Here is a 24811-nt window from a genome sequence, read left to right as displayed (position 1 = left end):
GCCGGTGGGGCGCGGGGCGCCTGCTGGGGCCGCTGTGCCGGGGCGGCGCCGATTGCCGTCGAGGTGCTGCCCGGTTTTCCTTTGGGAGCGCACCGCAGCGTCGAAGATGACGACGTGAGCTCCTCACCGCCGCCGGCCTCCGCGCCCGCCCGCTCCGGGCGGATGTCCCGCCGTGGCAGCGGCAACGGCCCCCAGCCGTACGACTTCCGGCGGCCGATCAAGCTCTCCCGCGAGCACGTGCGGATGCTCCAGATCGCCTTCGAGACGTACGGCCGCAACGCCGGCACCCTGCTGACCACCCGGCTGCGCGCCAACTGCAACGTGAACCTGCTCTCGGTCGACCAGGTCACCTACGACGAGTTCATCAACCAGCTCAGCAACCCCACGGTCGTCGCGCAGGTCTCGGTCGAGCCGCTGCCGGGCTCGATGCTGCTGGAGATGCCGATGGTCTCCACCATGGCGGCCATCGACCACATGCTCGGCGGGCCTGGCGGCCCGCAGCCCGAGCGGCCGCTCACCGACGTGGAGACGCCGCTGCTGGAGGACCTGCTCAAGCGCCTGCTGGGCGAGCTGCGGTACGGCTTCGACCGGCTCGTGGACATCAGCCCGAAGCTCGGCCCCATCGAGTACAACCCGCAGTTCGTCCGCACCCAGTCCCCCGGCGACGCCGTGGTCGTCGCCCAGTTCGAGATGAAGATCGGCGACATCGAGTCGACCGCCTCGCTGTGCCTGCCGTTCAACACGATCCTGCCGGTCCTCCAGACCGAGGCCCACGCCGCCGAGCTGACCCCCGCCGAGCGCGCCGCGCTCGACCGGGTCCGCCGCAACCTGTCGGCCAGCCTGGCCAGCGCGCCGATCGACGTCGCCGTCCGGTTCCGGGGGATCAGAATGCGCACCGACGACATCATCAAGCTCGTGCCCGGCGACGTGGTCCCGCTCGGGCACCCGGTCGCGCTGCCGCTGGCCGTCACCGTCAACGACGCCACGTTCGCCCACGCCGTACCGGGCAACCAGGGCGCCCGCCTGGCCTGCCTGGTGGTGCCGCCGCCGTCGAAGGAGAGTCCCGCATGACCACCACCGCCGCCGACACCCGGCTCCACCTCACCCGCGGCGCCGCCGAGGCAGCCCTCGCGGTCCTGCCCACGAGCGAGCCGCTGGCCGCCGGGGACCCGTCCGCCGAGGCCCCCGCGGCGCTGCCCGCCGGCCAGGCCGTGACGGCCCGCTTCACCGGCGCCGCGAACGGCGAGATCGTCGTCGTGGTCGGCGAGGACCTCGTCCAGGCGCTGGAGAACAGCCCGCTGGGCGCCCTCGACCTGGCCTCGGCCCTGCGTCCCGCGCTGGAGGCCGCCGCGGGCGCCTGCGGCCCCGTCGTGGTGGACCCGGGCCAGCTCATGGAGCCGGAGGTCGCGCTGTCCGGGCTGATGTCCAAGGGCGACGGCGTCGTGGTGCCGCTGCTGGAGGGCACCGAGGCTCGCGCGCTGCTCGCGCTGCGGCTGGACCAGTGGCCGGGCGGCCCCCAGGTCGAGGACGACCGCGCGCCGGCCGTACCCGGGGCCGCCGGTGCGCCGGCCGGCCTGGACCTGCTGCACGACGTCGAGATGGAGATCTCCGCCGAGCTGGGCCGCACCCGGATGAACGTCCGCGACCTGCTGTCGCTGTCCCCGGGCGCCGTGGTCGAGCTGGACCGCGCGGCCGGCTCCCCCGCCGACCTGCTGGTCAACGGCCGGCTCATCGCCCGCGGCGAGGTCGTCGTCGTGGACGAGAACTTCGGCCTGCGGATCACCGAGATCATCGCGGCCAGCGGCGAGCGGTAGGACGATCGGTGCTGGAACTCACCCTTCGGATCGTCTTCTCGCTCCTCGTGGTCTTCGGCCTCATGTGGCTGATGGCCAGGATGCTCCGGCGCCCCCTCGGCGGGCGGGCCGCCGGCCAGCTCGCCGTGCTCTCCCGCACCCAGGTCACCCGCGGCGCCGCGGTCGCCGTCGTCCGGGTGCTGGACCGCGCCCTGATCGTCGGCGTCACCGAGCACCAGGTCAACCTGCTCGGGGAGGCCGACCTGGCGGCGCTGACCGCGCCCGCGCCGACGGAGCGCCGCGAGCAGGTCGACCTGGACCGCCTGGACCTGGAGCACCTGGACCTGGACGGGCCGCACCGGGACCCGCGCCGGAACGGCGTGGACCTGCCGCCGGTCGGCATTGCCCCGCTCGCCGCGGCCGCGCCGGCCGGGCCGGCCGGGCCGGCACCGGGGCCGCTGGCGGACTCGGCGCTGTCGCCGCAGGTGTGGCGGCAGGCCGTGGCCGTCCTGCGCAACCGGACGGTCCGGCGGTGACCGCGGCACCGCGGCGCGCGCCCGGCCGCCTGCACGCCCTGCTCGGCCTGCTGGCCGTGGTCGGCGGGCTGCTGCTGTGCGGCCCCGCGCCGGCCGCGGCCGCGGCATCCGGTCCGGCGGCCACGTCGGTCGCCGCACCCGCGCCGGCCGACGACGACGGCGGGATCTCGATCGACATCGGCGGCGACACCGCGCCCAACGGCAAGCGCAAGCCGTCCAGCTCCATCGTCATCCTGCTCGGGCTGACGGTCCTGTCGGTGGCACCGGCGCTGCTGCTGATGTGCACGTCGTTCACCAAGATCTTCGTCGTGCTCGGGATCACCCGCAACGCCCTGGGCCTGACCACGGTGCCGCCCAACCAGGTACTGGCGGGCCTGACGCTGTTCCTGAGCATGTTCATCATGGGGCCGGTGCTGTCCGAGGTGAACAAGCTCGGCGTCCAGCCCTACCTGCGCGGGGACCTGAACCAGTCCCAGGCGTTCAACGCCGGGGTCAAGCCGCTGCGCACGTTCATGCTGGAGCACACCCGGCCGGACGAGATCGCGCTGCTGACCAAGGTCGCCGACCAGCCGCGGCCGGCGAACGCCGACGATGTCAAGCTCACCACGCTCGTCCCCGCCTTCGTCCTGTCGGAGCTGCGCGCCGCGTTCATCATCGGCTTCGTCATCTTCATCCCGTTCCTGGTGATCGACATGGTGGTGTCCGCGTCGCTGCAGTCGCTGGGCATGATGATGCTGCCGCCGGTCACCGTCGCACTGCCGTTCAAGCTGCTGCTGTTCGTGATGGTCAACGGGTGGGGACTCATCGTCACCGCGCTCGTGGCCAGCTACTGACGGGGGGCACGTCCGTGACCGACGCCCAGATCATCACGCTCGGCCTCCAGGCCATGACCATCGCGGCCAAGCTGTGCGCCCCGATCCTGCTGACCGCCCTGCTGATCGGCTTCGGCATCTCGCTGTTCCAGTCGGTGACCCAGATCCAGGAGGCGACGCTCTCCTTCGTCCCGAAGGCCATCGGCGTCGGCGTCGCCCTGCTGGTCAGCGGCAACTGGATGCTGCACGAGATGATCACGTTCACCACGGCGCTGTACGACCAGATCCCCTCCCTGCTCGGAACCGGCTGACCGTGGACCTGGAGCTGTCCTCGGCGACGCTGCTGGCGCTGCTGCTCGGCAGCGTCCGGGCGGCCGCGTGGCTGATCGTCTGCCCGCCCTTCCAGTCCCGGGTGATCCCCGGGCCGCTCAAGGCGCTGCTGGCCGTGGCGCTGGCCCTGCCGATGGTCCCCAAGCTGACGCCGGAGGTACCGGCGGCCCAGGTCGCACCGATCCTGGTCAGCGCCGCGGAGCAGGCCGTCGTCGGCGTCGCCCTCGGCTTCATCACCGCGCTGTTCTTCGCCGCCGTCCAGGCCGCCGGCGACCTCATCGACCTGTTCGGCGGCTTCGCGCTGGCCTTCGGCTTCGACCCCCTGGCGCAGACGTCGACCTCGGTGTTCGGCCGGTTCTACAACCTCATCGCCGTGACCCTGCTGTTCGCCACCGAGGGGCACCAGATGGTGCTGCGCGGCTTCCTGGAGTCCTACGACACGCTGCCGCTGACCGGCACGCTGTCGCTGAGCCAGCTCAGCGAGCTGCTGACCACCGGGCTCGACGACATGTTCGTGTCCGCGCTACAGATGGCCGGGCCGCTGATCGCGGTCCTGTTCCTCACCGACGTCGCCCTGGGCCTGCTGAACCGGGTGGCGCCGGCCCTCAACGCCTTCTCGCTGGGCTTCCCCGCCAAAATTTTCCTGACCCTCTCCATCGCCGGTACCGCCATCGCCGTCCTCCCGCGGACGCTGGCCGGCATCGTCGAGACCGCGGTGAAGGCCGTGGTGAGCATCTCCGGCGGGGGGTGAGCGGTGGCCGGCGAGAAGACCGAGCAGCCCACACCCCAGAAGCTCAAGAAGGCCAAGCAGGAGGGCCAGCTCCAGAAGTCGCCCGACCTGGGCGCCTGGGTCGGCATGTTGGCGGCGAGCTTCCTGGTGCCGATGGTGATGGAGACCGCCGTCCAGAAGTCCCGCGAGCTGCTGGAGCGGGTCCCGAAGACGATCGAGAACCCCGACCTCGGCACGCTCGGCCCGCTCCTGCGCGACGCCATGATCGCGGTCGGGATCGCGGTGGCGCCGCTGGCGCTGGCGCTGCTGGCGCTCGGGGTCGGCGGCGCCGCCGCGCAGGGCGGCATCCACGTGGCGACCAAGCTGTTCATGCCCAAGTTCAACCGGCTGAACCCGTGGAGCGGCATCAAGCAGAAGTTCGGCCCGCACGCCTGGTGGGAGGGCGTGAAGGCGCTGGTCAAGACGATCGTGCTGGGCGCGGTCCTCTACTACTCGATCAAGGACCTGCTGCCCCAGCTCGTGTTCTCCGGGCAGATGCCGCTGGCCAACCTCCTGGGTACCGTCAGCGGCGCCGTTACCAACCTGATCCGGGTCGCCTCGGCCGCCGGCCTGGCGATGGCGCTGGCCGACATCATCGTGGTCCGCCGCCGGACCAACAAGCAGTTGCGGATGACCAAGCAAGAGGTCAAGGACGAGCACAAGAAGTCCGAGGGCGACCCGCACGTCAAGGGCCAGATCCGCGCGCGCCAGCTCGCCATGGCCCGCAACCGGATGATGGCGGACCTGCCCAAGGCCGACGTCATCGTGGTGAACCCGACGCACATCGCGGTGGCGCTGCGCTACGACCCGGACAAGGGCGCCCCCAAGCTCATCGCCAAGGGCGCGGACAACCTCGCCCGCAAGATCCGCGAGATCGGTACCGAGAACCGGATCCCGCTGGTCCAGGACGTGCCGCTGGCCCGCGCGCTGCACGCCGGCTGCGAGATCGGCCAGGAGATTCCGCCGCAGTTCTACGGCGCGGTGGCCAAGGTGCTCGCGTTCGTCATGAGCCTCAAGGCCAAGGGGTCGGCGGCGGGCCTGCACCGGCCGCCGCCGAGTGTGGAGCTGGGCGCGGCCGAGTGACCGCGGCACCACTGCGGACACATCCGCCCCGGCAGTCCCACCTGCCGCTGCCGCCACACAGATTCCCCATATTTTCCGCATCCCGGGCCAATGCTGTGCTCTCAGCCCTTGATCATGGGTAAGGACGACAGAGAGTATTGCTCAGAGTAAACGAACGGGTGCCGACAGTGGGGACGCCAGGATGGCGCAGCCGGGCACGGAGTAGCCCACCGACGACCCCGTACGCGGAAAAAGGGTGCCGGTGAACTCCAAGAAGTTGAGCCAGTTCGTCGTACCGATCGGCGTCATCTCGATCATCGTCATGATGGTCGTGCCGCTGCCGTCGCTGCTGCTGGACGTGCTCATCGCGCTGAACATCACGGGCGCCCTGCTCATCCTGCTCGTCAGCATGTTCGTCCAGAAGCCGCTGGAGTTCTCCGTCTTCCCCGGCCTGCTGCTGGTCGCCACCCTGTTCCGCCTCGCGCTCAACATTTCCGCCACCCGGCTCGTGCTCACCGACGGCTTCGCCGGCAAGGTGATCGACGCGTTCGGGCACTTCGTCGTCGGCGGGTCGCTGGTCGTCGGGCTGGTGATCTTCCTGATCCTCGTCATCGTCCAGATGGTCGTCGTCACCAAGGGCGCCGAGCGGGTGGCCGAGGTCGGGGCCCGGTTCACCCTCGACGCCATGCCCGGCAAGCAGATGGCCATCGACGCCGACCTCAACGCCGGACTGATCGACGACGTCGAGGCTAAGCGCCGCCGCGCCGAGGTCGCCTCCGAGTCCGACTTCTACGGCGCGATGGACGGCGCCTCCAAGTTCGTCAAGGGCGACGCCATCGCCGCCGTCATCATCACCGCGATCAACCTGCTGGGCGGGTTCGCGGTCGGCATGATGCAGAAGGGCCTGTCCCCGCAGGAGTCGATCGAGACGTACTCGCTGCTGACCGTCGGCGACGGCCTCGTCTCGCAGATCCCCGCCCTGCTGCTGTCGGTGGCCACCGGCCTGATCGTGACCCGCTCCGCCGACGAGGGCGACCTCGGCTCCAGCGTCACCACCCAGCTCGGGCGGCACAAGAAGGCCCTCCAGATCGGCGGCGGCGCCGCCCTCGCCCTCACGCTGATCCCCGGCCTGCCGATGCTGCCGTTCCTGATCGTCGGCGGCGGGGTGCTGTTCGCCGCCACCCGCCTCAAGGACGAACCCGACGCGCCCGTCGAGGAGGAGGTCGAGGACCGGCCCTCGCCGGACTCGGCCGAGACGCTCATCGGCGAGATGCGGGTCGACCCGCTGGAGCTGGCGCTGGCCCCCGACCTGGTCGACCTCGTCGACCCGACCAGCGGCGACCTGCTCGACCGGGTGCGCGCGCTGCGCCGGAAGATGGCGCTGGAGATGGGCATCGTGATGCCGCCGGTGCGGACCCGCGACGACCTGGACCTGCCGCTGTCCGGGTACGCGATCAGGATCAGCGGGGTGGACACCGCCGCCGGCCACGCCCCGCCGGGCACCGTCCTGGCCATCGGCGACGGACTCCAGGGACTGCCCGGGCGCGCCGGCACCGAACCGGTGTTCGGCCTGGCCGGCAAGTGGGTCCCCGCCGAGCTGCACCACCAGGCGGAGATGACCGGCGCCACCGTCGTCGACCGCGCCTCGGTGATCATCACCCACCTCGCCGAGGTGGTCCGCGCCAACGCCAGCCGCCTGCTCGGCCGCGAGGACGTCCGCGCGCTGGTCGACATGGTCAAGCGCGGCAACCCCGTGGTGGTCGAGGAGCTTACCCCCGCCCTGCTGTCGCTGGGGCAGGTTCAGAAGGTCCTGCAGTCACTGCTGGACGAGAACGTCCCGATCCGGGACCTGGTCCGCATTTTTGAGGCGCTCTCGCTGCGGGCGAAGGCCTCCACGGAGCACGATGGGCTGGTCGAGTCGGCACGCGCCGCGCTCGGTCCGGCGATCGCCGCCCAGCACGCGGGGCGGGGGCCGCTGGCGGTCATCACGCTCGACCCACAACTGGAGCACGCGCTGCTGGAGTCGCTGCGCCCCAGCGAGAACGGGACGTTCCTCGCGATCGACAGCAACCATGCGGAACTCGTCATCGCGGACCTCTCCCGGATCGCGACGGCCGCCGAGGAGCAGGGCATCCGCCCCGTCCTCGCCTGCTCCCCGCAGCTTCGGCCGGCGCTGCACCGCCTGCTCCAGGCCGGCGCGCGGACCGAGCCGGTGCTCTCGTACACGGAACTCGCGGGCGCCACGGCGCAGATCGAGACGATTGGGGTGGTGAGCGGTGCCTACGCGGGTGCTGCTTGAGGGTCCCGCCATCGAGCCGCTGCTCGCCCAGGTGCGCGAGGAGTACGGCCCGACGGCGCGGATCATCTCGGCGGACAAGGTCCGCCGCGGCGGGCTGGGCGGCTTCTTCGCCCGGGAGCACTACGAGCTGTCGGTCGAGATCGACGCACCGGTCGAAGGCGCCGCGGCCCCGCCGGCCGGTACGGCCGCGCCCGCCGCCGCCGCGCCGGCCGCCGCCGCCGAGCCGATGGATCTGCTGGCGCTCGTGGAGTCGCGGCAGGACGCGCTGGGCGCGCCCGAGCCCACCGTGCCGGCACCCGCGACCGCCCGCGGCCGCCGCCGGGCGGCCAGGGCGGCCGCGGCCCTCACCGCCGGCCCCCACGGCGACACCGCGGCCGCGCCCGCCGCGCCTCCGCCCGGCTTCACCGCGACCCTCACCGGCACTCCCGGCTCCGGCGACCCGCTGGCCGACATCGCGCCGGAGCCGGCGGCCGCCCCGACCGTCCCGCTCGTGCGGGGCAACCTGGTCTCGACCGTCAACCCCGGCTTCGCCGAGGTGCTCGCCGGGCTGCGCGGCGGCCTGCGCGCCCCCGTCCCGCCCGACTCCGACTTCACCGACTCCGACTTCACCGGTCCGGCCGCCACCCCGGCCGGCATCCCGGCGGCGCAGACCATCCCGGCGGGCACCACCCCCGCCGGCGCCGCCGCCGACCCGGAGGGCGGGGTGTCCGCCGCGGCCCATGCGGCCCACGCGGACACCCCGCCGGTCCGGTCCGCCGGGGACGCCGAGGAGGCGGACAGTCCGCACCTGGCCAACGCCGGCCCGATGTACGGCCCGCTGGCCGGCCAGCGCCGCCGCGCCGAGACCCCCGGCGGCCCCGCCGCCGAGGGCGGGGCCGGGACCCGCTGGCTCCCCCCGTCCGCGGACGCCCCGCAGCCGGCCGAGCCGGACGGCGCCGAGGACCCCGACGCGCCCGCCGCCGGCCCGCCGGCCGCCGAGGCGCACGCCGCGCCCGAGCCGGAGCCCGCCGCCGCGGGCGGCCCGCACACCGCCGCCCTGATCGCGCTCGGCGTGCCCGACGAACTGGCCGTGCGCGCGGACGACGCCGACGTGTACCAGGCCGCGCTCCAGGCGCTGGCCACGCTCCCGCCCGCGCCGCCGCTGCCCACCCTCCCGGGTGACGTGCTGGTCCTCGCGGGTGAACTGGCCGCCACGCTGCCGATCGCCGAGCGGGTCGTCGACCAGCTCCGCATCGGCCGCAACGCCCTGTTCGTGGTCACCGAGTCGCTGGCCGGTACCGGCCTGCACAGCTCCCGCCGGCTCGCCGATGCCGCCGACGCCGCCCGCAAGGCCGTCACCCTGCGTGGCATCGACCACCCGCACGTGGTGGTCGCGGACGTACCCCTGCACGGCCGCCCGGCCGGCTGGGTGGACGACCTGTGCACGGCGCTGGACGCCTCCGACCTGTGGGGCGTGGTCGACGCCACCCGCAAGACCGCTGACAGCGCCGGCCACCTCAACGGCATGGGCGAGATCGACGCGCTGGCCCTCTACGGCCTGTCCGCGACCGCCGACCCCGCCAGCGCCCTGCACCTGAACGTGCCGGTGGCCCTGCTCGACGGCCTGCCCGCCTCGGCGCACGCCTGGGCCGCCCTGCTCGCCGCCCGCCTGGGCGCCGCCCCCCTGCCCAGCCGTCGGCGGCGCCGCCGCGCCGCGCACCGGGAGCGGCCGTGATCCGCCCGGCCACCCTGTGGATCGCCCTGGCCATCTCCCTGCCCGCCTTCTACCAGGTGCTCGTGACCCAGCAACTGGAGATCGAGGACGCGATCATCCGCTTCCTGATCGCCGTCCCCGTCGCCATGCTGATGCTCTGGATCCTGCGCTTCATCACGGCGGGCTACGGGCGCCGCAAGGACCGCGAGCACCCCCTGCGCCGACGCGACGACGAGTCCGACGGCTCGCCGCCGGCCACCACCGCCGACGCGCCCTGACCGCCGCCGGCCGCCGACCCGGCCGCGGGGGGCGCCCGCCCGGCTGGGTACCGTGCCTGCCATCAGTGAGGTGACGGAGGGACGGGCGTGGAGCTGCTGCATTCGGGCAAGGTGCGCGACGTGTACGTCGACGGGGGCGACCTCGTCCTGGTCGCGTCGGACCGGTTGTCGATCTACGACGTGGTCCTGCCGACCCCCATCCCGGACAAGGGCCGCCTGCTGACCGCCCTGTCGCTGTGGTGGTTCGACCAGCTCGCCGACATCGTGCCGCACCACGTCGTCTCCGCCGACGACGTGCCGGCGGAGTTCGCCGGCCGGGCGATCCGGTGCCGCCGGCTGGAGATGCTGCCGGTCGAGTGCATCGCCCGCGGCTACCTGGCCGGGCTGGGGCTCAAGGAGTACGAGAAGCACGGCGCGGTCTCCGGGGTCGAGCTGCCGGCCGGCCTGGTCGAGGGCTCCCGCCTGCCGGAGCCGGTCTTCACGCCCACGACGAAGGCGGCCGTCGGCGCGCACGACGAGTTCATGACGTACGCCGACGTGGTCGATGAGGTCGGCGCCGACACGGCGGCGGAGCTGCGCCGGATCACCCTGGAGGTGTACCGCCGGGGCGCGGCGGTGGCCGCCGGGCGGGGCCTGCTGCTGGCCGACACCAAGCTGGAGTTCGGCCGCACCCCCGACGGCACCCTCACCCTCGCCGACGAGGTGCTCACCTCGGACTCGTCCCGCTTCTGGCCGGCCGACCGCTGGACGCCGGGCGGCCCGCAGTTCTCCTTCGACAAGCAGTACGTCCGCGACTGGGCGACCGGCGCGGGCTGGGACCGCCGGCCCCCGGCCCCGGTCGTGCCCGCGGACGTCGTGGCCGCCACCCGCGCCCGCTACGTGGAGGTCTACGAGCGGCTCACCGGGCGCACCTGGTCGTAGGCGTACCCGGGGCCGGTCGCTAGGGGCGGCGGTAGCTGAGGATGACCGTGCCGCCCTCCAGCGGCCTGGCCGAGGTCAGCGCGTAGCGCGTCGGCGCGAAGTCGCCCGCGAACAGCGCGACGCCGCTGCCGGCGGCCACCGGGTACACCTTGACCACCAGCTCGTCGATCTCCTCGCGCAGCGTGCGCGCCAGCGCGCCCCCGCCGATCAGGACGATTCCCAGGCCGCTCTCCCGCTTCAGCTCCCGCACGAGCGCGACCGGGTCGTCGGCGCGGATGTCGACGCCCGGGTCGGTGTCGCGCGGCAGCGTGCGCGACAGCACATACTGGCGCAGGTGCGGGTACGGGTTGCCGATCCCGTCCCGGAGCCCGACCTCGTACGTCCCGCGGCCCATGACGCAGGTGTCGAAGCGCTGGTTGGCCGGGTCGACGCCGAGCGCGGCGCGCACGTGGGCGGGCAGCGTCTCGGGGTAGTCGGCGACGAGCGCGGCGACGACGTCGTCGGTGACCGGGAAGAAGTCGACCTCACCGGCGGGACCGGCGATGAAGCCGTCGATGGTCGCGCCGACGACGTAGGTGAGGGTACGCATCCCCCGACTATCCCAGCCTCGGCCGGGTCCCGGTGTCAGTCGGTCAGGACGAGGGCGAGCCGGCCGGTGCCGTAGCGGGAGACCGTCAGCTTGACGTCGAGCCGGCGGCCCAGGGCCAGCAGGTAGGCGGCCGCGTCGCTGGGCACCGGCTCCCCGGGCGGGATCACCTGGTGCAGCTTGACGTGCGGACCGCCCTCGCGGTTGAGCAGGCTGCCGAAGATGTTGGCCAGTTCGGCGACGTTCTCCACCAGGGCCGGCGAAAGGGCCTTGTCCTCCAGCGCCGCCTCGGCGGCGCCGACCGGCATGAGCCCGAACGCGGCGCCCGCGTGGGCGGCCAGCGGCAGGTTCAGGCCGAGGACCGCGACCATCGTCCCGCTGTTGTTGACGTAGATGGCCACGAGGGTGCTCGGCAGGTCGTCGGACTTGGTGGGGTCGTCCGGGACCACCTCGACCTCCCGGTTCAGCAGGTCCTCGAACAGGTTTCGGACCGGGAGGAGTCCCGGCAGCGTGACCGTCATGTCCTTGTCATTCCCCTCTCGGCACGGTTCATGCCGAAAACACCCGCTTCGCTCAACCCCCTGTCACTTGATGATGGGCGAGAACACCTCCTCGAACCGCTCCGGCGTGAACGGCTTGACGATGAAGAAGCGCGAACCGGCGTCCTCGGCCTGCTTCTGCATCTCCTCGGTGCACTCGGAGGTGACGAAGCCGAAGGGCATCTCGGCGCCGCTGGCGCGGACCTTGCGCAGGACCTCCAGCCCGGTCAGCTCCGGCATGTTCCAGTCGGAGATGACCAGGTCCGGCTGCTCGGCGACGGCCAGCTCGTACGCCTTGCGGCCGTCGTCGGCCTCGACCAGCTCGTGGCCGTCGAACCCGGCCTGCCGCAGGGTCCGGATGACGATCTGGCGCATGACCCGGCTGTCGTCGGCGATCAGGATCTTCACGGCTCAGCCCTCCCGCTTCTCGTGCCACAGACTGATGCAGACCGGTTCGCCCCGCCACTGGCCGCACAGCTCGCAGATCCGGGTGGCGCCCGGCCAGCGGCTCACCGCCCCCGTGGCGACGACCACGTGCGGCAGGGCGAGGAGGCAGCCCGGCGGGAGCATGCTCTTGACGTTCCCGCCGATGATGTTGACCAGCTCGCCCAGGGCGTCGGCGACGTCCTCCTCGCTGACCTCGTCGGGCTCCATCGCCAGGAAGGCCGCGGCGGCGCCGGTGGCCGCGCCCAGCGAGGTCGCGACGACGACGTGGCCGTGCCACGGGCCGGTGATGGAGATCGATCCCGTCGCGTCGAACTTCTCCGGCACCGTGCCGGTCAGCACCAGCGGCGCGGTGCCGTCGGGGTCGAGGTAGGACTCCCAGACCTGGTCGACGATCTCCTTGAGGTCGATGTCGGAGGGCTCCAGGGTGCTGTCGGCGATCCCGCTCACAGGCTTGCTCCGTTCGGGACGAGCCCCAGCAGGGCCAGCTTGTCGATCATCGAGTCGGCCGTGAACGGTTTGATCACGTACTCGTGCGCCCCTGCCGCGAGCGCGCGGACGATCTGGCTCTGCTCGCTCTCGGTGGTGACCATCACGATCGTCATGGCGCGCAGCGCCGGCTGCGCCCGCGCCCTGCTGACGAACTCCAGGCCGTCCATCACCGGCATGTTCCAGTCGACCAGCGCGAGGTCCGGCGGTCGGTCCATGGCCCCGATGGCGTCGAGGGCGGCCTGGCCGTCCCCGGCTTCGACCGCCTCGAACCCGCACCCCTCGACGATGCGGCGCACGATGCGGCGCATGGTGCGGGAGTCGTCGACGATGAGCGCGCGCACGGTCCTCACCCCTTTTCTGGCGGCTTGGCGAGATTGAGCTGGTAGGCGAACGTCCGGCCGGCCGGGGTCCGGCGGAAGCTGTCGTCCACCCCGATGGTCGACTCGGCCGCGCCGAGGAACAGCCAGGCGTCGGGGCGCATGAGCCGGGCGACGTGGCGCAGCACGGTCTTCTTGGTGGCGATGTCGAAGTAGATGAGGACGTTGCGGAGGAACACGACGTCGAACGGCGCGGTCGGCGGCGGCGGCGCGACGAGGTTGAGCCGCTGGAATTGCACGTGCCGCCGCAGGGCGGGGGCCACCTCCCAGTGCGCGCCCGAGCGGGTGAAGTAGTGGACGAGCATCCGGGCCGGCAGGCCGCGGTTGACCTCGATCTGGCTGTACTGGCCCGTCTGCGCGCGGGCGACCATGTCGCCGGAGATGTCGGTGGCCAGGATCTCGTAGGTCCAGCCCGTCGGCAGGAACTCCTGGAGGGTGATGGCCAGGCTGTAGGTCTCCTGGCCGCTGGAGCACGCGGCCGACCACACCCGCAGGTGCCGCTGCGCGCTGCGCGCGGCCAGCAGGGCCGGCAGGACGGTCGAGTGCAGCGCGGCGAACGGCTCGTTGTCGCGGAACCACGAGGTCTCGTTGGTGGTCATCGCGTCGACGATGGACTGGATCGTCGCCCGGTCGCTGCGCAGCCGCACCTGGGTCAGCAGCTCCCCGACATTGCCGGCGCCGACCTTGCGGGCCAGCGGCAGCAGCCGGGCCTGGACGAGGTACTCCTTGTCGGCGCCCAGGACGATGGAGGACTCGCGACGCAGCAGCTCGGCGAGGTACGCGAACTCCGCGGCCGGGATCACCGCGGCGGTCACGGTCCCACCGCCAGGCCGGTCAGCGGGCGGGCGGCGCCGGCCCGGCCGGCGAGGTAGCCGCCGATGGCGGCCAGTGGCTTGACCTGGTCGGCCAGCCCGGCCTCCACGACCGCCCCCGGCATCCCCCAGACCACCGAGCTGGCCTCGTCCTGCGCCACGATCTCGGCGCCGGCCCGGCGCAGGATCTCGGCCCCCGCCCGCCCGTCCTGTCCCATGCCGGTCAGGACGGTGGCGACGGTCGCCCGGCCGTACACGGCGGCCACCGACCGGAACAGCACGTCGACCGCCGGTCGGCAGGAGTTCTCGGCCGGGGCGTCGGTGAGCCGGGTGCGGACGCCGACGCCCTGCCGGGCCACCTCCAGGTGCCGGTCGCCGGGAGCGATGTAGACGTGGCCGGCGACCAGCGGTACGTCGTGGGCCGCCTCGTGCACGGTCAGCTTCAGGGTGCGGTTGAGCCGCTCGGCGAACATCGTGGTGAACAGCGGGGGCATGTGCTGCACGATCACCACCGGTACGGCCAGGGTCGCCGGGAGCGCGCCGAGGACCAGCGCCAGGGCGTCGGGGCCGCCGGTCGAGGAGCCGATCGCCAGCACGTCGATCCGGCCGCTGCCGATGCCGGGGCGCGGCGCGGCGGGCGCCGCGGGGCGGGCGGGGCGCGGGGCGCCGGCCGGGGCGCGGCGGCCGTCGACCTGCGGGCCCGGCGGCCGCACGGGCCGGCCGTCGACGGGGCGCGACGGCGCGGCGGCGGGCCGGGCCGGGCGCCCGCCGAGGGCGCGGATCCGCGGGACGAGCTGGTCGCGGACGGCCGCGATGGAGGCGTGGACGCTGCCGGTGTTGGCCGGCTTGGTCACGTAGTCGGTGGCGCCGGCCGCCAGGGCGTCGAGCGTGGCGCTGGCGCCGGAGGCCGTCAGGGTGCTGAACATGATGATCGGCGTGCGGACGCCGGTGCGCCGCAGTTCGCGGACCGCCTCGATGCCGTTCATCTCCGGCATCTCGATGTCCATGGTGATGACGGCCGGCGCGAGCTGGGTGACGCGCTGCAGCGCCAGCCGGCCGTTGGCGGCGGTGCCGACGACCTCGATGTCCGGGGCCGTGCCCAGGGCGTCGGAGATCAGCCGGCGGACGACGATCGAGTCGTCGACGACGAGCACCGAGATCATCAGACCTCCGAGAGTTCGGGGTGGCAGGGCGCGCTGTCGACACGGAACCCGCGTAGCCACCCTATGAAACTATCTCGCTACATTCCGCGATCGGATCTATTTGCCCGGGTCCAGCCAGGCCGGCCCGAGGACGGTGAGCACGGGCGCCACCAGCCGGTACGCCGCCTGGGTGTCCAGCAGGTCCCGGACGACCAGGGCCTGGACGGCGCCCGAGACCAGGTTCCAGACCCCGCCCGCCCGGTCCGCGCGGGGGACGACCGGGTTGTCGAGCGCTGTCACGAGCAGCAACTGGGCGGCCGCGGCGGTCCGCACCCGGTCGGACAGGTACGCGGCCCAGGCCGCCGAGTGCACGGCGGTGGCCCAGCCGGTCGGCGGCTGCGCCCGGCGCTGCTCCTCGGCCGCGCGGACCAGCCGCCGGGCCACGACCGGGGTGAGCGTGCGGACCTCGGTCAGCAGCCCCTGCACGGAGGCGTGGTGCGGGCCGAGGTTGATCTGGCCGGGGGCGGGCAGCCGGCGGGTGCCCAGGACCCACCCGGCGCCGAGCCGGCGGCGGGTCTCCTCATCGAGCTGGTCGCGCAGGTACGCGGCGACCGCGGCGTCGCAGAGCACGGCGGTGGCGCGCTCCGCGTCCGGCGACTGCCGGGCCGCCGCGCCGGTACCGGTCCAGGTCCAGCCGAGGACGTCGTGGCGCAGGCAGCTCAGCAGCCCGTCGACGGTGCCGATCGGCGCCGTCCGCACCGCGTCGAGCGTCTGGACCGTGATCTCCTCGCCCAGTTCGCGGATCGAGGGCACCCGCGAGGCCGCCTGCTGGACCGCCACCCACAGCTCGGTGCGCCGGTCGGCGTCGGGCAGCGCGGCGGCGAGCGTCGGCAGGTCCTCGTGCCGCAGGGTCAACGCCCGCAGCAGGACCTCGGCGACCGCGCCGCCGCCGGCCAGGCGGGTCAGGTCGAAGCCGAGCACAGATGCGCTGACCAGGCTGTACACGTTCGCCCGCCCCTTCCACCAGCTCCGGTCAGCGCGTGTCCGCGGCCGCGTCGACGTCCAGGGCGAGCATCAGCCGGTCCTCGATCTTGAACGTGCCCAGGACGAGGGCGCGGGCCGGGCCGGTCAGCGTGTCCGGCGGCGGCTCGAAGGAGCCCTCGTCGAGCGCGACCACCTCGCCGATCTTGTCCACGAGCAGGCTGACCGCCTCGTCCTCGGCGTGCAGGATCACGTTCATCACCGCGCCGTCCATCGTGTGCCGGGGCAGGCCGAGCTGGACCCGCATGTCCACCGCCGCGATGACCTGGCCGCGGAGGTTGAACAGGCCGCCGATCGCCGCCGGCGCCAGCGGCACGGCGGTGTACTCGGAGAAGGCCAGGACCTCCTGCACGTGGGCGACGTCCACCCCGAACAGGGTCCCGTCCACCTCGAAGGTCGCGTACTGCCGCGTCGCCATGCCGCCTCCCCCGCTCACGCCGCGCCCGGACCGGCGCCCCAGGCGCCCGTCAGCACCGACTCGCCGGTGGTCGCGTAGAACTGCGGGTCGGCGGCCAGGATCGCGCGGCGGACGTCGAGCAGTTCGGTGACCCGCTGGGCGATGACGGTGGAGCCGAGGATGCCGTGGTCGTCCACCTCCTCGTGGTCGGTGGTGGTGCTCTCCACGATGTCGTCGATGCCGTCCACGACCAGGGCGATGCTGCGGCCGCGCTCGGTGTAGACCACGGCGGAGACCGTGTCGCCCGGCGGGGCGGCCTCCACCCCCAGCAGCGAGGAGAGGCGGACCAGCGGAAGGATCCGGCCCCGGTACTGGACGACCTCCCGGTTGCCGACCCACTCGATGGCCTCGGCCGCGAACTGCTCCAGCCGGGTCACGGTGTCCAGCGGCACGGCGATGCGGCGGGCGCCGACGGCGGTGACCAGCAGCCGGCTGGAGTCGTCGGCGCTCTCGGCGGCGGCGTCGTCCTCCTCGCTCAGGTCCGCGGAGAGCTGGGAGCGGCGGGCCAGGGCCGGCACGTCGAGGATCAGGGCCACCTTGCCGTCGCCCAGGATCGTCGCGCCGGCATAGATGCCGATCTCCTTGAACCGGGAGGTGAGCGCCTTGACGACGACCTCCTCGGTGTTGAGGACGCGGTCCACGACGACGCCGAACCGGCGGCCGTCGGCCTGCAGGACGACGATGTAGACGCCGCGGTCGTCGGTGCCGGCGGGCCGGCCCAGGGCGGCGTCGAGGCGGACGAGCGGCAGCAGCTTGCCGCGCAGCCGGTACACCGGCGCGCCGGAGACGTACTCGATGCGGGTGTTCTCCCCGTCGACGTACACCAGTTCGTGGACGGCGACCTGCGGGATCACGTACCGGTCGTCGCCGGAGTCGATGGTCAGGGCCTGGATGATCGCCAGGGTGAGCGGGATCGTCAGCCGCCAGACCGTGCCCTCGCCGAGCGTCGAGTCGACGTCCACGGCGCCGCCGATGCGCTCGATGTTGGTCTTCACCACGTCCATGCCCACGCCGCGCCCGGACACGTTGGTGACCTTCTCGGCGGTGGAGAAGCCCGGCGCGAACACCTGCATCATCACCTCCCGCGGCTCCATCCGGGCGGCCTCGGCGGCGGCGAGGATCCCGCGCTCGACGGCCTTGGCCCGAACCTTCTCCACGTCGATGCCGGCGCCGTCGTCGATGACCTCGACCGTGACGTGCCCGCTCTCGTGGTACGCCTTCAGGGTCAGCGTCCCCTCGGCCGACTTGCCGGCGGCCACCCGCTGCTCCGGGGACTCGATGCCGTGGTCGACCGCGTTGCGCACGAGGTGGGTCAGCGGGTCCTTGACCGCCTCCAGCAGGCTGCGGTCCAACTCGGTCTCGGCGCCGACCATGGCCACCCGGACCTGCTTGCCGAACGTCGTCGACAGGTCCCGGACCACCCGCGGCAGCTTCAGCCAGAGCTGCTCGATCGGCTGCATCCGGGTCTTCATGATGCCCTCTTGCAGCTCGCTGGTGATCAGGTTCAGGCGCTGCGTCGTCCGCACGATCACCGGGTCGGCGGCGTCGGTGGCGGCCCGCACGAGCTGGTTGCGGACCAGGACCAGCTCCCCGACCAGGTTCATCAGCGAGTCCAGCAGGTCGACGTCGACCCGGATCGTGGCGTCCGCCACGCTGCGCCGGCCCTGCGCGGCCAGCGCGTCGTTGACGGCCGCGGGGTTGGTCTTGCCCTCGTCCAGCAGGATGGCGCCCAGCCGGCGCTCGTCGCCGCCGGTCTGCTTCTCCAGCGCCCAGTTGACGTCGGTGTCGACCGCCGCGCCGGACTCCACCAGCAGCTCGCCCAGCGGCCGGCGGGCCTCCTCGTCCGGGGCGCCGGCCGGCGCGTCGACGCTGACCGTCGCCTCCCCGGTGCCGGCCGCCGCGTCGGCGGGCGGGGCGTCGGCGGGCGGGGCGGCCGCGTCGGCGATCTGCGCGTTGACCTGGGCGACCAGCCCGTCGATTGGGATGTCGCCCTCGACGCGACCCTCCTCGATGCTGGCCAGCAACGCCCGGACGCCGTCGACCATCGCGAGCAGCGCCGTGATCGTCTCCGGGGTCACCGGCTGGACCCCGTCGCGCAGCCGCGACAGCAGCGACTCGCCCGCGTGGGTCAGCGCCTCCAGACGGCCGAAGGCCAGGAAGCCGCTGGTGCCCTTGATCGTGTGGATCGTGCGGAAGATGCTCGACAGCAGGTCCCGGGAGGGCTCCCGTTCCAGGGCGACCAGGTCGCCGTCGAGCTGGTCGAGGTTCTCGTGGCTCTCGACCAGGAATTCGTCGACGATCTCACCGAGATCATCCACAGCGGGGCCTCCAGCTCCGTCGCGGGCGCGGTGGCCCGGTGTCGCATCGGGGTGGCGCGGCCGGGAGTGGCGGCGCGTGGTCCGGGTGCGCCGTGGCACGTCGGCCGGGCGCCTAGTGCGCGAGCGCCTCGCGGACGGCCGCGACGAGGCTGTCGGTGGTGAACGGCTTCTGGATGACCGTGTCCTCGTCGTGGAGCAGGCCCCGGCTCACGGCGCTCTCCTTGGGCAGGCCGGACACGTAGAGGACCCGGATCCCCGGGCGGACGGCCTGGGTGTCCCGGGCCACCCCCAGGCCGATCGCGTCGGGCATCCCCAGGTCCGCGAGCAGGACGTGGATGTCGCCCTGGTGCTCCTTGCACACCGCCACGGCGTCGCTCGGATCCCCGGCGGGGAGCGCGGTGAAGCCCTTGCGCTCCAACATCCGGCACATCACCTCGCGTAGGTCGTCCTCGTCATCGAAGACGAGGACCGTGGGGTGCTCTAGCTGTGCTGGCGCGGCCACATCTGCCCCCTAGGACTCGGCGCTGCCCCGGTGCGGGTACTCCGTCGGTGCCCGGCATCAGGGTAAGCCACTGTTTCCGAATAATACTCGCAAAATGCCCGATCACGGAACGCCCGTCCTGCGACCGCCGGTGCGGCCCCGGACACCCTCGTCCGGCGACCCTCGTCAGAGAATAGGACATCGCTGGCCTATCGCCTACTTGGGAGAGGGATCTCACGGTGGTGAATATCCCGGCCTACGGGGTGGCCGGACAGGAATGGGCGATAGCAACGCACAATTCGTGGCCGACAATCACGAGACGGAAAGCACAATTTATCGCAGTCGATTTTCTCGAATAGTTCTGGTAAACCTGACGCGTGGCTCTCAATGATGCACTGGACCTTGCCCCACCAGCGGAAACGTCAGATTGGCAGACCCTGTCGACGATCGGCTCCCCCGTGCCGAACGGGGCCGCCACCCCCACGGTGAGCCCCGCCGCCCAGCCCGCGGCAACAGTCGCCGAAAGCACGCCGGTATTCGTCGACTCCAGCGGTCGGCGGCAGCGTCGGATTCTTCGTTTCGCGTACCTTTTCGGCCTGGCCGCCCTCGCCTTTGTGGCCGCCACGATGATCAGCGCCTTCGGCGGCCGGGTCACCCCCGCGGGTACCCCGTCCGCGCCCCTGCCGGCCGGCGGCGTGGCGCCCCCGGCCACCGTCTCGGTCCCCGCCCTCCCGGGGGCCACCGGCCGATGAGGGTCCGGTCGAGGCGCGACCAGCAGCGCGCCGGGCGGACCTCGGCCGTCCCGCTGGCGCTGGGCCTGCTCGTGGCCATCGCCGGGGTGCTGGCCGTGAACGCCTACCTGTCCGACCGGTTCACGCCCGACCACGAGGTCGGGTCCGGCGCCACCGCCACCGTGCCGGCCGCGGTGCAGCGCGGCGGGCCGCTGCTGGAGGCCCGGCCCGACGGCTTCCACACGTACCCCGTCCCCGACCGCACCCTGGTGCTGACCTTCGACGACGGCCCCGACCCGACCTGGACCCCGAAGGTCGCCGACGTGCTGTACCGGCACGGCGTCCGGGCCACCTTCTTCGTCGTCGGCGGCCAGGTCGCCAAGCACCCGGACCTGGTCCGCCGGCTCGTCGCCGAGGGGCACGAGATCGGCGTACACAGCTTCTCCCACCCGCAGCTCGCCGCGCTGCCGGCCTGGCGGCGCGAGCTGGAGCACAGCCAGACCCAGATCGCGCTGGCCGGCGCGGCCGGGATCACCACCAAGCTCGTCCGGTTCCCGTACTCCTCGGTGAACGAGGCGATCGACGACGTCAACTGGCCCGTCTACCGGGAGGCCGGCGCCGACGGGTACCTCAACGTGCTCAGCCAGCTCGACAGCCGGGACTGGGCGCGGCCCGGCGAGGCGGCGATCGTCCGCAACATGACGCCCGCTGCCGGGCGCGGCGGCGTCGTCCTGCTGCACGACGCGGGCGGCGACCGCAGCCAGACCGTCGCCGCCCTGGATCAGTTCCTCGGCCGGATGCGCGCCGAGGGCTACCGGTTCAGCACGCCCGCCGAGGTGCTCAGCGAGGCCCGACTCGCCGCCACTACCGGGGAGGCGCCGCCGCCCACCTTCCGCGCGAACCCGCAGGCGCCCGACAGCCTGGTCCTGCGCGGCGAGGTGATGCTCGGCGCGATCACCTTCTCCGGGCGCGCCGTGGCCCTGCTGCTGGCACTGTTCCTGCTGATCGGGCTGCTGGCGGTCGCCCGGATGCTGCTGCTGGTCGGCACCAGCGTCCGGCACCTGCGCATCCGCCGGCACCCCGACTTCCGCTGGGGGCCGCCCGTCACCGCGCCGGTCTCGATCATCGTGCCGGCGTACAACGAGGCGGCCGGGATCGCCGCCGCCGTGCGCTCGCTGGCCACCGGCGACCACCCCGGGATCGAGGTCGTGGTCGTGGACGACGGCTCGACCGACGACACCGCGGCGATCGTGCGCGGGCTCGGCCTGCCCAACGTCCGGCTCGTCTCCGTGCCCAACGGCGGCAAGGCGGCGGCGCTGAACATCGGCGTCGACGCGGCCCGGCACGACCTGATCGTCATGGTGGACGGCGACACCGTCTTCGAGCCGGAGTCGGTCCGCCGACTCGTCCAGCCGTTCGCCGACCCCACCGTCGGCGGGGTGTCGGGCAACGTCAAGGTCGGCAACCGGCGGGGCCTGCTCGCCCGGTGGCAGCACATCGAGTACGTGATGGGCTTCAGCCTGGACCGGCGGCTGTACGACGTCCTGCAGATCATGCCGACCGTCCCCGGCGCGATCGGCGCCTTCCGCCGGCAGACGCTGCGCCAGGTCGGCGGCGTGAGCGACGACACCCTGGCCGAGGACACCGACCTGACGATGGCGGTGACACGCGCGGGCTGGCGGGTCGTCTACGAGGAGTCCGCGCGGGCGTGGACCGAGGTGCCCACGAGCGTGCGGCAGTTGTGGTCGCAGCGGTACCGCTGGGGGTACGGCACCATCCAGTCGATGTGGAAGCACCGGCACACCCGCGACGACGGGCCGGCCGGCCGGCGGTTCGGGCGGGTCGGGCTGCCGATGCTGGTGGTGTTCCAGGTGTTCATGCCGCTGGTCGCCGGGGTGATCGACCTGTTCGCGCTGTACGGCCTGTTCTTCTACGACCTGCGCCTGACCGCGGTGGCGTGGGGCGCCATGCTCGCCGCCCAGCTCCTGACCGCCGCGGTGGCGTTCCGGCTGGACGGCGAGCGGCTGCGGGTGCTCTGGCTGCTCCCGCTGCAGCAGCTCGTGTACCGGCAACTGATGTACCTGGTGGTGGTGCGCTCGGTGGTGGCGGCGGTCAGCGGCGCCCGGATGCGCTGGCACAAGCTGCGCCGCGCCGGCAACGCCGCGATCCTGACCGCCCCCGCCCCGACCCCGGCGGCGCCGGGCGTGCCGGTCGGCTAGCCGACCGACGCCCCGGCCGCCAGCAGCTCCGTCAGCCGCTCCATGCCCTGCTCCACGCCGTCGGCCATCCCGCTGGCGACCAGCGCGTCGCGCTCGGCGACGCTGCGGTAGACGGCGAAGTTGCGCAGCAGGGTGCGGCCGTCGACCTCGGTGAACGTCGCGTACTCCAGGCTCACCGCACCGGGTGCCCCCTCGTACTCCCAGGTCTGGATGATGCCCTCCACCGTCGGCTCGCCGTGGTAGACGCCCCGGAAGCCGTACTCGGTGCCGTCCTCCTCCACGTGCACGAACCGCCACCGCCCGCCGTCGCGGGCCTCCAGCCGGTCGATGCGGGTGGTGAGCCGGCGCGGGCCGAGCCACCGGGGTAGCAGGGCGGGGTCGACGTGGGCGCGGAAGACCAGCTCCCGCGGGGCGTCGAACTCCCGCCGGATCTCGACGGTGGGCTGGCCGGGCTCGGTGATGATCTCGGTCTGGTGCATGGCGGGTCCTCTCGGTGTGGGCGGTTCAGGGGCGGTCGGTGGGCGGCGCGGCCAGCAGGGCGGCGAGCCGGTCGTGGCTCTCGGACCAGTAGTCGCGGTACTCCGCCAGCCAGCCGGCGGCCGCGCGCAGGGGCGCGGCGTCGAGGTGGCTCAGCCGGGCGGTGGCCCGCCGGCTGCGGGTGATCAGGCCTGCCTCCTCCAGTACCCGCAGGTGCCGGGAGACGGCCGGCTGGGACATGGCGAACGGCGCCGCGAGCGCCGCGACGGTCGCCTCGCCCTCCTTCAGTCGGCGCAGGATGGCCCGCCGGGTGGGGTCGGCGAGCGCGCCGAACACCGCGTCCAGCCGGGCCTCGCCCCCGTCGTCCACCATTTATAACCTCCACATTCTAAAACTTATTAGTTATATAAACAGGTACAGGCGACCCCGTCAAGGACGCACAGCGGGTCAGGGACCGAGCAGCCGGCGCGGCCCCGGCCCCTGCCCGGCCAGGACGTCGCCGGGGTTGGCCAGGCGGCACGCGCGCAGCGAGAGGCAGCCGCAGCCGATGCAGTCGGTGAGGTCGTCGCGCAGCCGCTCCAGCAGGGCGATCCGGGCGTCCAGCCGGTCCCGCCAGCCCTGGGACAGGCGCGCCCAGTCCTCCTTGGTCGGGGTCCGGCCCTCCGGCAGCTCCGCCAGGGCGGCGCCGACCTCCTCCAGCGACACGCCGGCCTGGGCCGCGATCCGGATGAACCCGACCCGGCGCAGCGCGATCTGCGGGTACCGGCGCTGGTTGCCGCCCGTGCGGTCCGCCCGGATCAGGCCGAGCCGCTCGTAGTACCGCAGCGCGGAGGGGGCCACGCCGCTGCGGGCGGCCAGTTCCCCGATCGTCAGACCCGCCACCGCCGCTCCCCTTAATCTCAACCCCACTTCATATTCAGCCTACGGTGCACCGAACGTCCGTGCTGTGGCCACAGCGCCGATGTCCAGGTCGCAGGAAGTCCACCAGGTCGAGTGTGGCGGCGACCAGCTCGGCGCGGTGCGGAGCAGGGGCGGCGTGTTCGCGCCGCCGCCATATGTCAGCCACACCGTGCAGCACCTCGGCCACGACAGCCGGGTCGGCGGCCTTCCACGGCGCCACTCCTTCGGCCCAGGCGAGAGCTTGAGAAGGACGGTGACCGGCGCGCACCAGCCGACAAGCGACGAGCGCCGTGTCTATCCAGGCAGGACCGCGGCCAGGCGTCGCCCAGTCCACCAGGACGACCTGCGTGCCCCGCACCAAAAAGTTGCGTGGGCTGACGTCGGTATGGGCCACCGTGTCTCCGGCCACCAGCTCCGGGACCACCCGACCAGCCCAACGGCGACCCATGGGCAGGACCGGGATCGCACAGCCGGTCAGCCTCTCGGCGGCGCCAGCCAGCGCCGCGGCCAGCAGCGGAAGGTCCGCCGTCCCAGGGGAAAGGTCCAGGTGCCGGCCGTCGTGGTGGTCGAAGAGCAGCACCAGCCACCCGTCGACCTCCACGACAGCGCGTAGCGCCGGGGCGATACCCGTCGGCAGTAGGGGCACGATCCGGGCCTCGTTGCGGTGCATGGCCGCGCGGTGATCGGCAACGCGGACCGCCTTGATGAACACCGGCGGTCCGGCGGCCGTACCGAGCACGGCGACGCAGTCCGACGCCGACCCGTACGGCAGGTCCCGGACATGGGTGACGCCGCCGCACCGCGCGGTCACGCCGCGACGCACGGCGGCGGGCAACTCAGTCCAATGAGTGCGCATGACTCGACCCTCCGTCACGCCTGACCACGCCAGCGCAGACGGTTCAGGCGGCCCGTCCGCAGCCCCTACCTTCCGCCGGTGGGGCTGTCGTGACAGCCCGCGTGGCACTGGCTGCACTTGGTCAGGTCCGCGGCATCCGCGCAGTCCCACAACTCGCGGTCGACCTGCCAACCAGCGGCCGCAATGACCTGCGCCGTCCGGCTTACCGAAACCCGAGCGTCGCCGTCAGTGTCGGGAACGTGGTGGATGAATCGACTGGCGACACGCTGGCAGAAGACGTGATAAGCCATGGTGTCGAGCAGGAAGGTGTGCCAGCCGAGATCCACCAGACGCAAAGGACCGATTGGCTCAGCCGCCACTGCGCAAGTGGCCAAAATGCGCACGTCTGGTCGACAACCCGCGCAGCGGTACCCAGATCAATATCGGGGTTCTCGGAGTGGACGCTC

29 protein-coding genes are annotated in these 24811 nt (G+C 72.9%); 13 read left to right on the top strand and 16 right to left on the bottom strand.

Annotated features, from left to right (window positions below; genetic code table 11):
* Positions 1 to 114: 114 nt before the first annotated feature.
* From IEY75_RS04095 to IEY75_RS04045, 11 genes are all read left to right on the top strand, one after another.
* Entirely contained in the window at positions 115 to 1071 is a 957-nt protein-coding gene (locus IEY75_RS04095; RefSeq protein WP_229789337.1) for a flagellar motor switch protein FliM, read from the top strand.
* Positions 1068 to 1814, top strand: coding sequence for a flagellar motor switch protein FliN (gene fliN, locus IEY75_RS04090; RefSeq protein WP_189112822.1), 747 nt, complete (start codon positions 1068 to 1070; stop codon positions 1812 to 1814). Before IEY75_RS04095 ends, fliN begins: the two co-directional genes overlap by 4 nt.
* An 8-nt stretch (positions 1815 to 1822) precedes the next feature.
* Positions 1823 to 2329, top strand: coding sequence for a FliO/MopB family protein (locus tag IEY75_RS04085; RefSeq protein ID WP_189112821.1), 507 nt, complete (start codon positions 1823 to 1825; stop codon positions 2327 to 2329).
* Positions 2326 to 3162, top strand: coding sequence for a flagellar type III secretion system pore protein FliP (fliP, locus tag IEY75_RS04080; protein WP_229789336.1), 837 nt, complete (start codon positions 2326 to 2328; stop codon positions 3160 to 3162). Before IEY75_RS04085 ends, fliP begins: the two co-directional genes overlap by 4 nt.
* A 14-nt stretch (positions 3163 to 3176) precedes the next feature.
* Positions 3177 to 3452, top strand: coding sequence for a flagellar biosynthetic protein FliQ (locus IEY75_RS04075; protein WP_189112820.1), 276 nt, complete (start codon positions 3177 to 3179; stop codon positions 3450 to 3452).
* 2 nt (positions 3453 to 3454) lie between these two features.
* A complete protein-coding gene (locus IEY75_RS04070) occupies positions 3455 to 4222 on the top strand; it encodes a flagellar biosynthetic protein FliR (RefSeq protein WP_189112819.1) in 768 nt (255 codons plus the stop codon).
* A 3-nt stretch (positions 4223 to 4225) separates the two neighbouring features.
* Positions 4226 to 5323 (top strand): EscU/YscU/HrcU family type III secretion system export apparatus switch protein, encoded by a 1098-nt coding sequence (locus IEY75_RS04065; RefSeq protein ID WP_189112818.1) that lies wholly within the window; start codon positions 4226 to 4228, stop codon positions 5321 to 5323.
* Positions 5324 to 5558: 235 nt separating this feature from the next.
* Positions 5559 to 7601 (top strand): flagellar biosynthesis protein FlhA, encoded by a 2043-nt coding sequence (flhA, locus tag IEY75_RS04060; RefSeq protein ID WP_229789335.1) that lies wholly within the window; start codon positions 5559 to 5561, stop codon positions 7599 to 7601.
* Positions 7579 to 9315 carry a hypothetical protein gene (locus IEY75_RS04055; protein WP_189112817.1) on the top strand — a complete coding sequence of 579 codons (1737 nt, stop codon included), beginning with the start codon at positions 7579 to 7581 and terminating at the stop codon, positions 9313 to 9315. Before flhA ends, IEY75_RS04055 begins: the two co-directional genes overlap by 23 nt.
* Complete coding sequence (locus tag IEY75_RS04050) at positions 9312 to 9572, top strand: hypothetical protein (RefSeq protein ID WP_189112816.1); 261 nt, start codon at positions 9312 to 9314, stop codon at positions 9570 to 9572. The genes IEY75_RS04055 and IEY75_RS04050 overlap by 4 nt, the downstream gene beginning before the upstream one ends.
* Positions 9573 to 9659: 87 nt before the next feature.
* Positions 9660 to 10493 carry a phosphoribosylaminoimidazolesuccinocarboxamide synthase gene (locus tag IEY75_RS04045; protein WP_189112815.1) on the top strand — a complete coding sequence of 278 codons (834 nt, stop codon included), beginning with the start codon at positions 9660 to 9662 and terminating at the stop codon, positions 10491 to 10493.
* A 19-nt stretch (positions 10494 to 10512) separates the two neighbouring features.
* Here the strand turns inward: IEY75_RS04045 and IEY75_RS04040 are convergent, their stop codons facing one another.
* The 11 genes from IEY75_RS04040 to IEY75_RS03990 form a co-directional block, all read right to left on the bottom strand.
* A complete protein-coding gene (locus IEY75_RS04040; protein WP_189112814.1) occupies positions 10513 to 11082 on the bottom strand; it encodes a dihydrofolate reductase family protein in 570 nt (189 codons plus the stop codon).
* A 35-nt stretch (positions 11083 to 11117) separates the two neighbouring features.
* Entirely contained in the window at positions 11118 to 11600 is a 483-nt protein-coding gene (locus IEY75_RS04035) for a hypothetical protein (protein ID WP_189112813.1), read from the bottom strand.
* A 63-nt stretch (positions 11601 to 11663) separates the two neighbouring features.
* A complete protein-coding gene (locus tag IEY75_RS04030) occupies positions 11664 to 12026 on the bottom strand; it encodes a response regulator (RefSeq protein WP_189112812.1) in 363 nt (120 codons plus the stop codon).
* Positions 12027 to 12029: 3 nt separating this feature from the next.
* Positions 12030 to 12512: a chemotaxis protein CheX gene (locus IEY75_RS04025; protein ID WP_229789334.1), complete on the bottom strand. Its 483-nt coding sequence runs from the start codon at positions 12510 to 12512 to the stop codon at positions 12030 to 12032.
* On the bottom strand, positions 12509 to 12895 hold the full coding sequence (locus IEY75_RS04020) for a response regulator (RefSeq protein WP_189112811.1): 387 nt from the start codon (positions 12893 to 12895) through the stop codon (positions 12509 to 12511). The genes IEY75_RS04025 and IEY75_RS04020 overlap by 4 nt, the downstream gene beginning before the upstream one ends.
* A gap of 5 nt (positions 12896 to 12900) precedes the next feature.
* Positions 12901 to 13746, bottom strand: a complete 846-nt coding sequence (locus IEY75_RS04015; protein WP_229789333.1) for a CheR family methyltransferase — start codon at positions 13744 to 13746, stop codon at positions 12901 to 12903.
* Positions 13743 to 14906 carry a protein-glutamate methylesterase/protein-glutamine glutaminase gene (locus IEY75_RS04010; protein WP_189112810.1) on the bottom strand — a complete coding sequence of 388 codons (1164 nt, stop codon included), beginning with the start codon at positions 14904 to 14906 and terminating at the stop codon, positions 13743 to 13745. The genes IEY75_RS04015 and IEY75_RS04010 overlap by 4 nt, the downstream gene beginning before the upstream one ends.
* Positions 14907 to 15002: 96 nt before the next feature.
* The gene (locus IEY75_RS04005) at positions 15003 to 15890 is read right to left on the bottom strand and encodes a hypothetical protein (RefSeq protein WP_189112809.1); all 888 of its coding nucleotides are present in this window, start codon (positions 15888 to 15890) and stop codon (positions 15003 to 15005) included.
* Positions 15891 to 15918: 28 nt separating this feature from the next.
* Positions 15919 to 16344: a chemotaxis protein CheW gene (locus tag IEY75_RS04000; RefSeq protein ID WP_189112808.1), complete on the bottom strand. Its 426-nt coding sequence runs from the start codon at positions 16342 to 16344 to the stop codon at positions 15919 to 15921.
* 14 nt (positions 16345 to 16358) lie between these two features.
* Positions 16359 to 18701: a chemotaxis protein CheA gene (locus IEY75_RS03995; RefSeq protein WP_189112807.1), complete on the bottom strand. Its 2343-nt coding sequence runs from the start codon at positions 18699 to 18701 to the stop codon at positions 16359 to 16361.
* Positions 18702 to 18813: 112 nt separating this feature from the next.
* Positions 18814 to 19203 carry a response regulator gene (locus IEY75_RS03990; RefSeq protein WP_229789332.1) on the bottom strand — a complete coding sequence of 130 codons (390 nt, stop codon included), beginning with the start codon at positions 19201 to 19203 and terminating at the stop codon, positions 18814 to 18816.
* Positions 19204 to 19640: 437 nt separating this feature from the next.
* On the opposite strand from IEY75_RS03990, the gene IEY75_RS03985 reads away from it, so the two are divergent.
* Both IEY75_RS03985 and IEY75_RS03980 read left to right on the top strand, forming a co-directional pair.
* Positions 19641 to 19934, top strand: coding sequence for a hypothetical protein (locus IEY75_RS03985; RefSeq protein ID WP_189112806.1), 294 nt, complete (start codon positions 19641 to 19643; stop codon positions 19932 to 19934).
* Positions 19931 to 22132, top strand: coding sequence for a bifunctional polysaccharide deacetylase/glycosyltransferase family 2 protein (locus IEY75_RS03980; RefSeq protein ID WP_189112805.1), 2202 nt, complete (start codon positions 19931 to 19933; stop codon positions 22130 to 22132). Before IEY75_RS03985 ends, IEY75_RS03980 begins: the two co-directional genes overlap by 4 nt.
* Here IEY75_RS03980 and IEY75_RS03975 read toward each other — a convergent pair.
* From IEY75_RS03975 to IEY75_RS03955, 5 genes are all read right to left on the bottom strand, one after another.
* Positions 22129 to 22611, bottom strand: a complete 483-nt coding sequence (locus IEY75_RS03975) for an SRPBCC family protein (RefSeq protein ID WP_189112804.1) — start codon at positions 22609 to 22611, stop codon at positions 22129 to 22131. The genes IEY75_RS03980 and IEY75_RS03975 overlap by 4 nt on opposite strands.
* A 25-nt stretch (positions 22612 to 22636) precedes the next feature.
* Complete coding sequence (locus IEY75_RS03970; RefSeq protein WP_189112803.1) at positions 22637 to 22981, bottom strand: ArsR/SmtB family transcription factor; 345 nt, start codon at positions 22979 to 22981, stop codon at positions 22637 to 22639.
* A gap of 75 nt (positions 22982 to 23056) precedes the next feature.
* Positions 23057 to 23491 carry a redox-sensitive transcriptional activator SoxR gene (gene soxR / locus IEY75_RS03965; RefSeq protein ID WP_189112802.1) on the bottom strand — a complete coding sequence of 145 codons (435 nt, stop codon included), beginning with the start codon at positions 23489 to 23491 and terminating at the stop codon, positions 23057 to 23059.
* 34 nt (positions 23492 to 23525) lie between these two features.
* A complete protein-coding gene (locus IEY75_RS03960) occupies positions 23526 to 24365 on the bottom strand; it encodes a hypothetical protein (protein WP_189112801.1) in 840 nt (279 codons plus the stop codon).
* A gap of 65 nt (positions 24366 to 24430) precedes the next feature.
* Entirely contained in the window at positions 24431 to 24691 is a 261-nt protein-coding gene (locus IEY75_RS03955; protein WP_505847392.1) for a glycine-rich domain-containing protein, read from the bottom strand.
* Between the last annotated feature and the right edge of the window lie 120 nt (positions 24692 to 24811).

The organism is Pilimelia terevasa (genome assembly GCF_014647915.1).
GTDB lineage: Bacteria > Actinomycetota > Actinomycetes > Mycobacteriales > Micromonosporaceae > Pilimelia > Pilimelia terevasa.
The sequence above is the reverse complement of the archived record's forward strand: the minus strand, read 5'-3'. Positions and strand labels throughout refer to the sequence as shown.